Annotated in this window: 9 protein-coding genes; 2 read left to right on the top strand and 7 right to left on the bottom strand. The window is 54.3% G+C overall.

Annotated features, from left to right (window positions below; all coding sequences use genetic code 11):
* The first annotated feature begins 65 nt into the window (after positions 1 to 65).
* The gene (locus JHD74_RS13140) at positions 66 to 1196 is read left to right on the top strand and encodes an RNA-guided endonuclease TnpB family protein (RefSeq protein ID WP_074032128.1); all 1131 of its coding nucleotides are present in this window, start codon (positions 66 to 68) and stop codon (positions 1194 to 1196) included.
* A 351-nt stretch (positions 1197 to 1547) separates the two neighbouring features.
* On the opposite strand, the gene JHD74_RS13135 is transcribed toward JHD74_RS13140, so the two are convergent.
* The 3 genes from JHD74_RS13135 to JHD74_RS13125 are packed head-to-tail and all read right to left on the bottom strand — an operon-like array spanning position 1548 to position 5335.
* Complete coding sequence (locus JHD74_RS13135; protein ID WP_199062851.1) at positions 1548 to 2819, bottom strand: cytochrome c; 1272 nt, start codon at positions 2817 to 2819, stop codon at positions 1548 to 1550.
* A gap of 17 nt (positions 2820 to 2836) precedes the next feature.
* A complete protein-coding gene (locus tag JHD74_RS13130) occupies positions 2837 to 4615 on the bottom strand; it encodes a GMC family oxidoreductase (protein WP_199062850.1) in 1779 nt (592 codons plus the stop codon).
* Positions 4616 to 5335, bottom strand: coding sequence for a gluconate 2-dehydrogenase subunit 3 family protein (locus JHD74_RS13125; RefSeq protein ID WP_199062849.1), 720 nt, complete (start codon positions 5333 to 5335; stop codon positions 4616 to 4618).
* A gap of 373 nt (positions 5336 to 5708) precedes the next feature.
* Between JHD74_RS13125 and JHD74_RS13120 the strand changes: the two genes are divergently transcribed.
* The gene (locus tag JHD74_RS13120) at positions 5709 to 6410 is read left to right on the top strand and encodes a GNAT family N-acetyltransferase (protein ID WP_199062848.1); all 702 of its coding nucleotides are present in this window, start codon (positions 5709 to 5711) and stop codon (positions 6408 to 6410) included.
* A 42-nt stretch (positions 6411 to 6452) separates the two neighbouring features.
* Here JHD74_RS13120 and JHD74_RS13115 read toward each other — a convergent pair whose 3' ends face one another.
* The 4 genes from JHD74_RS13115 to ebgR form a co-directional block, all read right to left on the bottom strand.
* Positions 6453 to 7868 (bottom strand): amino acid permease, encoded by a 1416-nt coding sequence (locus JHD74_RS13115; RefSeq protein ID WP_024529944.1) that lies wholly within the window; start codon positions 7866 to 7868, stop codon positions 6453 to 6455.
* Positions 7869 to 7958: 90 nt separating this feature from the next.
* Positions 7959 to 8411, bottom strand: a complete 453-nt coding sequence (locus tag JHD74_RS13110; protein WP_199062847.1) for a beta-galactosidase subunit beta — start codon at positions 8409 to 8411, stop codon at positions 7959 to 7961.
* Positions 8412 to 8414: 3 nt separating this feature from the next.
* Complete coding sequence (gene ebgA / locus JHD74_RS13105) at positions 8415 to 11486, bottom strand: beta-galactosidase subunit alpha (RefSeq protein WP_199062846.1); 3072 nt, start codon at positions 11484 to 11486, stop codon at positions 8415 to 8417.
* A 346-nt stretch (positions 11487 to 11832) separates the two neighbouring features.
* Complete coding sequence (gene ebgR / locus JHD74_RS13100) at positions 11833 to 12816, bottom strand: transcriptional regulator EbgR (protein WP_199062845.1); 984 nt, start codon at positions 12814 to 12816, stop codon at positions 11833 to 11835.
* Between the last annotated feature and the right edge of the window lie 130 nt (positions 12817 to 12946).

Below are 12946 nucleotides of genomic sequence, written 5' to 3'. Positions count from 1 at the left end.
AAGGAGGCGGTTTTCAAGCTAACTTCTTTTTGTCTTTTCACTATAACCCCTGTAATTTTGTACATATGAAACGCGCCTACAAATATCGGTTTTATCCAACACAGGATCAGATTGAGTTTTTAGCTCAAACCTTCGGCTGTGTGCGTTTTGTCTACAATTCAGTTCTTCGCTGGCGAACTGATGCGTACCGCGAACGACAGGAGAAGATCGGCTACATTCAGGCCAATGCCCGACTAACCGCCCTAAAAAAAGAGCCTGAATTTACCTGGCTGAATGATGCTTCCTGCGTCCCGTTACAGCAGACTCTTCGCCACCAACAGACCGCCTTTTCTAACTTCTTTGCGGGGCGTGCCAAGTACCCGACATTCAAAAGCAAACACCACAAACAATCTGCTGAATTTACGGCGAGTGCCTTTAAATACCGTAACGGCAAGCTGTACATGGCTAAAAACACAACGCCACTCTCTGTTCGCTGGAGTCGTGAACTCCCCTCGACACCTTCAACCGTCACAATTTCCAAAGACGCATCAGGTCGATATTTCGTGTCCTGCTTGTGCGAATTTGAATCAAAATCACTGCCTGTTACCGCAAAAATGACGGGCATTGATATGGGTTTAAAAGATTTGTTCGTCACCGATAGCGGATTTAAAACCGGCAATCCCCGCCACACGGCGAAGTACGCGAAACGTTTAGCGTTGTTACAGCGCCGATTGAGCAAGAAGAAAAAAGGTTCAAGGAACCGTGCTAAAGCAAGATTAAAAGTCGCAAAGCTCCACGCTAAAATTGCTGATTGCCGAATGGACAGCCTGCATAAGTTGTCCCGCAAACTGATAAACGAGAACCAAGTTGTTTGCGTTGAATCCCTGAAAGTGAAAAACATGCTCCGTAATCCCAAACTATCGAAAGCGATATCCGATGCCGGATGGGGTGAATTTGTGCGGCAGCTACAGTACAAGGCGAAAGGGTCTGGACGCTCTGTCGTTGCCATAGATCAGTTTTTCCCGTCCTCAAAACGCTGTAGCTGTTGCGGCTTCACCATGGAAAAAATGCCACTTGATGTTCGTCACTGGCACTGCCCTGAGTGCGGAGCTGACCATGATCGAGATAACAACGCGGCGCGTAATATCAAAGCTGCCGGGCTGGCAGTGTTAGCCCACGGAGAGCCTGTAAATCCTGAATCGCAGCACGCGGCTTAGGTTCGGCTCTGTGAAGTGGGAGTCCTCGCCCTTTAGGGCGGGGAGCAGTCAAAGACGACCGAAATCCTGTAGCCTCAATGCGATAGCTTATTTAAGGTGATTTCGCCGGGCTGTGCAACCGTGTGGAGCAAGATCTGTGGAGATCAAACTCGCTACGTAGGAGCGCTGCATGCTGCGACTGTTTGGATAATCAATGGTGAGCCGGTGTCCACTGTTTCCCCTCACCCCAACCCTCTCCCCAAAAAGGAGAGGGGGCCGGTACGGCGCTATAGTCAGGTATGAGAGACAATCTGTAACACCAACGATCAAGTCAAAACGTAGGGGCGCTGCATGCTGCGCCCGTTGTGGTGTTTACTGCTGGGAAGGTTTGGCGGCGCTGTTCTCCCGTATTTCTTTGACCTGATCGGCAGTGACCGGAGCGGCGTTATTCCCCCAACTGGTGCGCACAAAAGTGGCAATCTGGGCCACCTGCTGGTCGCTCAGACGCCAGCCAAAGTCTGGCATGGTGAGTCCTGTAGGGGCGTCTATAGTCATCGGCGTACGTGAACCATTCAGAATGATGCTGATCACCGAAGCAGGGTCTTCCGCCAGCAACGCCGGATTATGGGCCAACTGTGGGAAGGTATTGCGATAGCCCTGACCATCGCTGCGGTGGCAGGCGGCGCAGTTGTCCAGATAAGCCTGACCGCCTGGGTTGCCTTGGCCGGTGCTGTAGAGTGCCAGCGGCTGGTTGGCCGTTGGCGTTATTTGCTCATCCCCCGCAGGCAGCGATTTCAGATAAGCGGCGATCGCCTGCAAATCCTCGTCGCTCAGGTGCTGAGTGCTGTCTTGTACCACGTCCACCATGGAGCCAAAGGCGGCAAATCTGTCGCTGTGGCCGGTTTTCAGGAAACGGGTCAGATCTTCCGCGTTCCAACTACCCAGCCCGCTGAGCGCATCGCCACGCAGGCTGGCGGCGTGCCAACCTTCCAGCGTCCCACCGCTCAGATAGGCGTCATCAGTCTGGTTCAGCGCCTTCTCCTGGAAGCCAATGCCGCGTGGCGTATGGCAACTGCCGCAGTGGCCCAATCCTTGTACCAGATAAGCCCCACGGTTCCATTGTGCGCTTTGGTTAGCGTCTGGCTGATAGGCGCCATCCTCGCGGAAAATGCCGTCCCACATCGCCAACGGCCAGCGCATATTCAGCGGCCAGGGGATATCGCTAGCCTTGTTCTGCTGCACCACCGGCGTTACCCGTTGGGTGAAGTAGAGATACAGATCGCGTAAATCCTCATCATTGATTTTGGCGAACGAGGGATAGGGCATGGCCGGGTAGAGCCGAGTACCATCGTGCCTAATGCCTTTACGCAGGGCGTCGGCAAACGCTTGTAGGTCGTAGGCACCGATCCCGGTGGTTTTGTCTGGGGTGATATTGGTGGAATAGATCGCGCCAACCGGGGTGGTCATCTTCAGCCCACCGGCGAACGCCATGCCACCTAGTGCGGTATGGCAGGCGGCACAGTCACCAACGCGGGCCAGATATTCGCCATGAGCGATTTGCCCAACCTGGTGGGTATCCTCGGCGGCCTGAGCGCTGGCGCTTAATACCAGCAAGGCCAGCAGCGAGGGGGTTAATCCTTTCATCGTCTTCTCCTTGCGTATCAGGCCTGAACCAACGGGCCGGGGTTGTTCAGATACTGATTACGGATCGCTTCCGCTGAATAATAGGCCAGCGCACCGACGATCCCGGTGGGGTTATAAGCCAGGTTCTGCGGGAAGGCGCAGGCACCGGTGACAAACACGTTGGGCACGTCCCAGCATTGCAGGTATTTGTTCACCACGCTGGTTTTTGGGTTGTCGCCGGTGATTGCCCCGCCGGTAGTGTGGGTGGATTGATACGGGCGCACGTCATAGTGCGAACCGCTGCCCATCACCGAAATCGCCATCTGCTTCGGCTCCATGGCCTTGGCGATGTTCGCCATCTTGCTGGTAATGTGTTGGGTCATCTTGATCTCGTTAGCCTTCCAGTCGAAGGTCATGCGCAGCAGCGGTAGCCCATAGGCATCCCGATAGGTGGGATCGAGATCGAGATAGCAGTCGCGATAGGGCATCACCGAGCCTTCAGAGCCAATGCTCATCGAGTGCGGATAATTATCTTTGATGCCTTGTTTCCAGCCACTGCCCCAGGTGGGCGTTCCTGGCGGTAATGACATCTGTTGGATCGGGCGGCCACCGGTGCGGGTGGCGGAAATATAGGCACCACCGATAAAGCCCAACTCGCCGTGGTCGAAGTTTTCCGAGTTGAGGTCGTCGATCACCGTGCCTGCGGCTCCGGCTCCGATGAACGGGTTGAAGTGGGTGTCCTTATCGTAAAATAGCGAAATGCCGCTGTTCATCTGATAGGCGTAGTTCTTGCCAACGACCCCTTCGCCAGTGACGGGGTCATAAGGTTTACCGATGCCGGAGAGCAGCAGCAGACGCACGTTATGCAGCTGAAAGGCGCTGAGGATCACCAGGTCCGCCGGTTGTTCAATCTGTTGGCCCTGGGCGTCGACATAGGTGACACCGGTGGCCTTTTTGCCGCTGCTGTCCAGATTGACCTTGATAACCTGCGACTGGGTGCGCAATTCGAAGTTTTTCCGCTTCATCAGCACCGGCAGAATGGTGGTTTGCGGTGAGGCCTTGGAGTACATAAAACAGCCGAAGCGCTCACAGTAACCGCAGTAGTTACAGGGACCGAGTTGCACACCGTAGGGATTGGTATAAGGCTCCGAGCAGTTGGCTGCTGGAATACTGAACGGGTGATAGCCGAGCGACTCGGCCGCCTTGCCAAACAGCGAACCAGAATAGAGCTGCTTGAGGGGGGCCGTGGGATATTCGCTAGTGCGTGGCCCTTCGAACGGGTTGCCGCCTTTGACGATGTTGCCTTGCAGGTTACCGGCTTTGCCTGCGGTGCCACAGACCTTCTCGAACTTATCGAAGTAAGGCTCCAGCTCGGCGTAACTGAGAGGGTAATCCTGCAACAACATGCCTTCTGGCACCCATTTGTCGCCATACTTTTCCGTCACTGTGGTACGCATTTTCAGATCGGCGGGCAGGGCGCGCCAGTGCATGCCGTTCCAGTGGACGCCAGCACCGCCAACGCCGTTGCCGGGCAAAAAGGATCCAAGCTGACGATAAGGCACGGCAAAATCCGCTGGCGTGTGGCGCACGGTGACGGTTTCGTGCGCCATCTCCTGCTCGAGTTTCAGGCGGATGCCATAGGTCAATTCGTCCGCAATCCGTGGATAGGCAAAATCAGGGTAGGTATCGCGCTGCTCACCGCGCTCCAGTGCCAATACGCTCAGGCCGGTTTCGGTCAGTTCCATGCCCATAATGGCACCGGTCCAGCCAAATCCGACAATGACCACGTCTACCGGTGGCTTTTTTATCGTGCTCATTTATGCATTCCTTTTGCTGGAGATACTTACCGGGCCAAGGGGATAAGCCTGATTGGGATGATCGACCCAGTCGGTGTAATCTGCCCGCGCACCAGGGAAACCGATCAGCTTCCATGAGGCCATCGACTGGTTACCGCCGTGCTGTGGATCGGCCAGATAACCCTCTTTGGTGTTTTGCAGCAGTTGGCTGAAAAAGGCTTTGCCGGGCAGGGTTTCGGAGTCCAGCTCACCTTTCTCCAGCGCCGTCAGAATCTGCTCTTGCTGGGCATGATCCAGTTCCGCAAAGGCTTTCTGGTACTGCTGCTGGCAGTGCGCATTGAGGCCGCGAATGCCAATGCGATAGGTATCACGCGGAGTCAGTTTGGACTGATAGCCTAATTCAGGGGCGGAGGGAACAAACGGCGGGTGCATATACCACAGGCCGCCGTGACCATAAGGCGTTTCCATCTGCTTATCGATAAAGATCGGCACGCCTTCTTCGACGGCTCCGGGGCCATTGCTATCGCTGGGGATCAGTCGATCGCAGGCCGCCAGCAGAAAACGCCATTCTTCGTTATTGAAATAAGCGGGAACATAGTGAGAAGAGATACCCGCCGCCGAGGCTGGCAGGGGTGTCATCGTCAGAACGCCGGTACCTCCGGCTGCGGCCAATGGGATTAACGCCAGAGTCTTTTTAAGAAAGCTCCGCCTGGGCGGTATAGAAGGGTGCTGTTGCGACATAGTTCCACCTTGAATATGTTTCACAGAAATGCCCGCGTGCGGATCAGGTACGCACTGCCGCTGTCTTGGGCAGTAACGGGCAGAGGGAGTTGCTATCCCATGACCAATAACAATTAGCAAGCTACTGGTATGGTGATTCAAGTTTAAGTCTTGGCAGCTAAAACAAACAATAAAGCATCTGTTTCAAAACATTTTCTTCACATTGTTTTTGATTTAGATCATTTCATTAACAATTTGCCTTGACTATTGCCTCTAACGAGCTTCGGCTGATTGGTCTATTCGCTGGATTGAATTGGTCTGTATGATGCGATCTGGCATCGGTATATGCTGCTGTGGAGAACCTGCTTTTGCAGCAACCAGACGGAATACTTTTATGGCGATAAATCAATATGGTCAGCCGGTGGGCGAACCCTTGGCGCAATGGCATGCCTTGCCACGGCCGCAGGCGGTGACGCTGACGGGCAAATTTTGCCGCCTCGCGATGTTGGACGTCGAGCGGGACTTTGCCGCGTTGTTTGCGGCTTACCAGCTAGCGCCAGACGGCCGTGACTGGACTTACCTGATGAGGGAGCGACCGGATAGCTCGCAGGAACTGCGTGCGCATCTGGAAAACCTGCAGGCCAACCCGGCGCTGGTCAATCTGGTGGTGTTCGATTTAGCCACCGATATGCCCGTCGGCACGGTGGCCTTTATGCGGATTGAAGAGGCTAGCGGCGTGTTGGAAATTGGCCACGTCTGCTGGTCACCGCTGATGAAGCAGCGCTCCTGCGCCACCGAGGCGATTTACCTGATGCTGCGCTATACCTTTGACGAGCTGGGTTACCGCCGCTGCGAATGGAAATGCGATAGCCTGAATGCGCCTTCGAGGCAGGCAGCGCAACGCTTTGGGTTCCAATACGAAGGGCGCTTTTTGCAGGCATTGGTCACCAAGGGCCGCAACCGGGATACCGACTGGTTCGCCATGATCGACCAAAACTGGCCCCAGATGCGTAGTGCGTTCGAAGGTTGGCTGGCTGATGAGAATTTTGGTACCGACGGCCAGCAGATACAGCGTTTGCAGGCGTTTATGCCTTGATATGTAGGGGGGCGAACATGTGGATGTTCGCCCCTATGTAGCTTACTGCTCGCTCAGCGCCGCTTTATTTCTTACCTGCTTGGCCTCGAAGCGTGAAATCCACCACCAGGCCAGAGCCGAGAACACCGCGGTCATACAGACGTTGATAAAGAAGGCTTTCATCAGATCGACCCCCGGCGGGAATGCCGAAGCCGTCATGCTGACCACAAAGATGGTGATCAGCACCGAAACCACGCCCATTCCGAACTTGCGCGACCCCATGCGGAACTCGCGCGGCGTATCGTCATGCTTCCAGCGGAACACGAAGTAGGCCACCATGATAAAGATCGGCGGCAGCATCGCCGTACCCGCCGTCAGGTTGATCGCGGTGTTCATCATCTGCTGTACCGATTCGGAACCAAAGCCGTTAACCACCAACATCACGAACACGAAGGCAAATTGCCACCATGCAGCACGTACCGGAACGCCATGTTTGTTCAGCTCGGTCGTTTTCTGGCCGTAAACGCCTTTCGGGATCTCGGAGAAGTGGATCTTCACCGGCGCGGAGGTCCACATCATCATCGAACCAAAAATGGCGATAAACAGCACGATGCCCACCAGACGGCCCACCAGCGTTTCGGAAATGCCGAAGTACTTGGCCATTCCGGTGAAGATTTCCACCATGCCGCCTGCGTAGGTCAGGTTTTCACGCGCGACAAACACGTTAACCAGCAGGGAACCGACGGCATACATCCCGCCGATCACCGCACCGGCAATGATAATCACCTTGATAAACGACTTCTGGCCCCCTTTGACGTCATTGAGGTAGGCCGCCGCCGTTTCTGCACCGCCAGCCGCCTGGAAAATCCAACACATGATGCCTAACGTTGCCCAGTTCACCGTCGGCGTCATCGCCTCCAGCGTAATAGGCTGCGCCGGGACGTGATCGCCGCTCAGCGCCATCAACGCGCCCAGCACGTAAATCGCAAACAGGGCGAATACCCCATAGGCGACGACTTCGGCAATCTTGCCCAGCCAACTGGCACCCTTGGTGGAAATATGGGTGGTGGCGGCAAACAGTACGATCGAGATGATCGATACCATCACCGGGGAAAAGGCGTATTCGCGGCCCATAATGGCGTACGACGCATAGGCAATCACGTTAGGCAACAGTGATACAAACCAGAAAAGGTTGACGAACCAATACAGGAACGACCCCATATAGGCTGCACGGGTGCCCAGAGGCTGTTTTAACCAATCGTACATCCCCGATTCCGAGTTCTTATTGGCGGACACAAACTCCGCGATAATAAACACAAAGGGAATGAAGTAGACCAGGGTTGCAAACAAAAATACCGGGGCTGAACTCAAGCCCAGTTCAATGTTGTTGTTGACGATATTGCGTACGTTGAACACCGCCGCAAAGGTCATCGACAACAGGGCAAACTTGCCAATCGTGCCACGTAAAGAATCGGACATAGCGTCCTCCGATGAACAACATGAATGATGAACTCAATCTGGATTGAGCGGGAGTGATTTCCCGCCCGGTTCGCTTCATAATCAGCAGGATCACTTGTTCAACATGTAGCCATCCTCAATGGTGACCCGCAGCACCACTTTTCTCACCCGGTTATCGCCGTGGAAGCGGTAGGCCTCCCGATTGTCAAAAATCGCCAGTTGCCCGGCACGTAATTCGCAGGTTTGCCCGGCGCCTTGCAGATATTCGCGGTCGGTTTCATCGCGGTAGGCCTCAACGGGGGTGAGGGCTGATTTCTGCGCGAACTCCACTGTTTCGCCGCCCTCGAGGTAGTATTGGATGGTGAAATAGCGACGGTTGCCTTCAAAGGTCGAGCGATTACAGGTGACGCCGTCTTCAATCATATAGACCAGCGTATCGCCGATGGAGTGCATCACGCCGTCTTTGATATTGGCAATGTTGTCAATGGCTTCCACACAACGGTTCCATTTGCGGCCGTCCCGGTAAACCACTTTGAATTGTTCCAGGTTGTCTAATACGTGCATGGATCAGGCCTCATTGGTGGTTGGAGTGAAGAAGTCATTGGCAAAGTCATGGCTGGCCAGCGCCTGGGCGCTGACGTCACCGGCTTGCAGCGGTAGCAGGGTCAGGCCATAGCGGAATGGCGCCATGTAAACCCGGTAGGAGTCGAGGACTTCGCTGCCCCAGGAGTTGGAACCCAGCCCCATCACTTGGTAGTCAAGGTTGAGAGTGATATATCCACTTGGTTGCAGCTCATTGGTATGCTGTGCCTGATGCAGGTTCTGGCTGGTGTACTCCCAGGCGCTGAAGTTGATCGGTTGCTGCGGTTTGACCAGCAGACCGGTACCGTGACGATTGGTGAGCGCGGCCCAGCGCACATGCTGGCGGTTACCGTTGTTTTGTGGGAACGGATAGTGCTCGAACATCTCGGCCACCGTGGTCTGGTAGATATCGATCAGGTTGGCTTGCTGGCTGTCCTGATAGTTTTCTTCCGGGCCGCGGCCATAGTAGTTCACCCGATCAAAGCCGCCGTTAATGCCGATATCCAGCCCGATGGCCGGGATCACGTACGGGTAATCGCCGTAACGCTCGCCGCTGAGTTCCACGTTGAGCTGGCCTTCGGCATTGATCTGGTAGCGGTAGCAGCAGCGCATGCCGAAGTCGAAGACCGGCGGGGCGATGATGCTGGTCACGGTGATTTCAACGCGGCCTTTGGCCTGAACGACGTCCAATGTACGGAAGTGCTCTTGCATGATTTGCAGATGAGCGGGTTCCCACAGGCCCTGATACTCCTGTTTATGGTTATCGATCATCGGTTTGAAGAAGCTTAACGCCGGAGCAGAGGCGATGATTTCTTCCCCGTAGCTCACCCAGGAGGTCAGCTTGCCGTTCACCTTGGAGAAGGTCAGCGTAAAGTCCTGGCCGCTGATGCAGTATGCCAGGCGGCTTTCCGCTACCCGGAGAGGCAGGGCGTTGAGGTTGGTATAGGCTTCTGTTTGCGCAGTGTTCTCTTTGAGCTGGAACTGGTACACCGCGATATCATGATTGGCCGGGCTGTACAGCGTGCTGGAGTTCTTGCGCACGGTGAAGTTCACAAAGGCTTCGCGCTCATCCAGTTCAGGCAGTTCAAGGCGGATTTCCCGTGAAGAGTTGGCTGCCAAATCTTTCAGCCGCAGAGACCGCGTTGCCAGCGTTTCCCCTTCTGCGCGGATTTCGGCGGTGAGGGTGTAATCATCCAGATTGGTGAACCACAGCTTGTTCTCGACCAGGAAGGTGCCAAGGTGAGGCTCAAGCGCACGGATCTTCACCGGCGCAATAACCTGCTTGTACTCCTTCAGGCCTGGCCCTGGGGTTTGATCCGGGAAGATCAGCCCGTCCATGCAGAAGTTGTAGTTGTTCGGATAGTCGCCGAAGTCGCCGCCGTATTTGTAAAACGCCTGGCCTTGCTCATCGTGCGCCAGGATGCCGTGATCGCACCACTCCCAAACGTAGTGGCCCTGAATATGATCGTGCTGGTAAAACACGTTCTGATATTCCGTCAGGCCGCCGGGGCCATTGCCCATGGCGTGCGCGTATTCACAGATGATGCGTGGTTTGGCGTGCGGGTGTTCACCAAACTCGTTCATCAACGGCGCACGGGTATACATGGTGGAAATGATATCCACCACCTCGGCGTCGCGGTCTTCTTCGTAGTGCACCAGGCGGGTATCGTCGATGGCCTTGGTGGCATGGTACATCGCATGGATGTTGCAACCGTAACCGGACTCATTGCCCAGCGACCACATCACGATCGACGGATGGTTCTTCTGCGCGTGAACGTGGCGCACGATGCGATCGACGAATACCGTTTCCCAGGCCGGATCGTTGGTGATGCGGCTCAGATCGCCCACGTTGGCAAAACCGTGGGTTTCGACGTCGGTTTCGGCCATCACGAACAGCCCGTAAATGTCGCACAGCTCATAAAAGCGCGGGTCGTTAGGATAATGGGCGGTACGTACCGAGTTGATATTGTGCTGTTTCATCAGGATCAGATCTTTTTCGACGCGATCCATGCCTACCGCACGGCCTTTCAAATGGTCGTTATCATGGCGGTTGACGCCGTGCAGCATCACATACTGGTTGTTGATGTAGAACAGTCCGTCACGCACCTTGATATCGCGGAACCCGACGCGCTGAGGGATCACTTCCAATACGGTACCGCTTTGGTCTTTAAGCGTGATAAACAGCTGATAGAGATAAGGGTTTTCCGCTGACCACTGGATTGGATTGGCCAGATTGATAGCAAAATGGGTCTGCGTTTGTGCACCTAGGCACTGCTGCGCCAGGAGGTTATCGTTATCAAACAGGGCATACTCGACCACGTAGTCTGCTAGCGGTGCGCCGGACAGGTTTTCGATCTCCAGTGCGCAAGACAGGGTCGCGCTTTGGTAGTCATCGGCAAAATCGGTGCGAACGGTCAGATCCTGCACGTGAACCGGCTCTTTGCCCACCAGATAGACATCGCGAAAGATGCCAGCTGTCCACCACATATCCTGATCTTCAATATAGGTCGAGTCCGCCCACTGCATAACGCGCACGGCGAGCAGGTTTTCCCCGGAGTGCACGTAACCGGAGATATCAAATTCGGCGGTCAGGCGGCTGCCCTTGCTGAAGCCGACATACTGGCCGTTGACGTACACTTCAAAATAGGTCTCGACCCCATCGAATTTGATGATGGTCTGTTTTCCACTCCACTGTTCACCAAGTGTAAAGCTACGCTGGTAAGTACCGGTCGGGTTGTCTGTCGGCACGAAAGGGACATCGATCGGGAAGGGGAAGCCTTCATCGGTGTATTGCAGGATGCCGTGGCCTTCCATTTGCCACATGTTGGGTACCGTGATCTGGCCCCAGTCAGTCATCCTTTGTGAATAAAAGTCTTCGGGCACCAGCAGCGGGTTGGTGAAGTAGTTAAAGCTCCATTGGCCGCTGAGTGCCATAAAGTGGCTGCTGAGGGCGCGCTGAAAGGTTTGGGCACGCTTAAGCGAGTCATATGAGAAGAAGTAGGCGCGGGGGGCCATTCGGTTCTCATGCAGGTGTTGAAAGTTTTCCCAATTATTCACGTCATCTCTCCTGGTCTGAATGCTGTAGGTCGCAGTCTTGGCATGGAATGCGTCAATGCTTGGAATGGATTTTAGTAAAACATTTACTAAAATATAGCCGATGATTTGTTTTACTTTAACTCGATCACGCTTTATGCCCGATGCGCTGGTGGATCTGTGATCGGGTTAAAGGAATGGCAAATTGGCGTGGTAGGCGAGGAATAGTGGCAGGAATTGACAGATTTCGAAGTAAAAAACCTCGTAATTATTAGTATTTTTTACTAATAATTAGGTGTTTGGATGCGAGATAGGTGCTTTAGCGGGCGCACATACGGCGCCCCTACATGGCGAGAATTGAGTCGTCAGGTTACTTGGTGGTTTCACGCAGTTTTAACTTGCTGGGTACGTAGACCTGCAGCGGCAGGGCGCGGCCATCACGGAATTTCTCCAGCAGCAGGTTGACCCCTTGGATCCCCATCATTTCCGAGTGGATACGCACGGTAGAAAGTGGTGGGAAGGTAAAACGCGCGGTTGGGATATCGTTCACGCTGATCAGGGCGATGTCCTGTGGGATTTTCAACCCCAGCTCATGAATGCTGCGTAACACCCCAATGGCAATGGAGTCTGAGGCGACAAACAGTGCGGAAGGGTAATCCTTGGTTGCCAGCATCTTTTTCGCCAGCTCATAGCCGGAGGCGCTAGAGAAATCGCCACGGTAGATATCTTGCTCGCGGACTACGCCTTTCAGCCGCCCATATTCTACAAAGGCCGCTTCGCGGATATCCGCTTTATTCGGCTCATCGGCACCGCCGATAAAACCGATGCGTTTGGCCCCGTGCTCAATAAAGAAGTCGATGATCTCTTTGCTGATTTTTGTCAGGTCGATATCCACCGAGTCGTATTCGGAACCGGGCTCATTAAAATCAATAAAGCAGATGTTGTCGGTTAACGCCGCTGCCTTACGCAGGATCTCAGGCGCAGGTTTACTGACGATCAGCACACCAGTGATCTTTTTCAGAGCCGGCAGTTGGTTGTTTTTGTAGCAGTTGGTGAGTTCAATTCCCAACCTCTCGCACTGGGTTTCGATGCCGTGACGGATGGAAAGGTAGTAAGGATCGTTGATTTCCATCTCTTGCTTATAGCTGTAGAGCGCTAGCACGTGATGTTGTACCACCGCGTTAGTCAGATGCTTTTTGGCACTGCTGGTCTTGTATTCCAGCTTTTCGGCAATTTCCAGAATGCGATGTTTGGTCTCTTCTTTGACGTTGAGCGTGGGATCGTCATTCAAAACCCGGGAGACCGTCGCCAATGAAACTCCTGCTTCGGCCGCGATGTCTTTCAGCGTTGCCATATCTATCCTTATCTCACAGCCTGAACGGCAAACTTCGTTATCTGGCATTGTAAGTGATGTCGGCGAACTTTCATCAGTTTTTAGTAAAAAATAAGGGTTGCGGGATTTACGGGTTCACGTTTTATGTGCC

Origin of the sequence: Serratia sp. ASV30 (genome assembly GCF_016428815.1) — a bacterium.
Taxonomy (GTDB): domain Bacteria; phylum Pseudomonadota; class Gammaproteobacteria; order Enterobacterales; family Enterobacteriaceae; genus Chania; species Chania fonticola_C.
The sequence above is the reverse complement of the archived record's forward strand: the minus strand, read 5'-3'. Positions and strand labels throughout refer to the sequence as shown.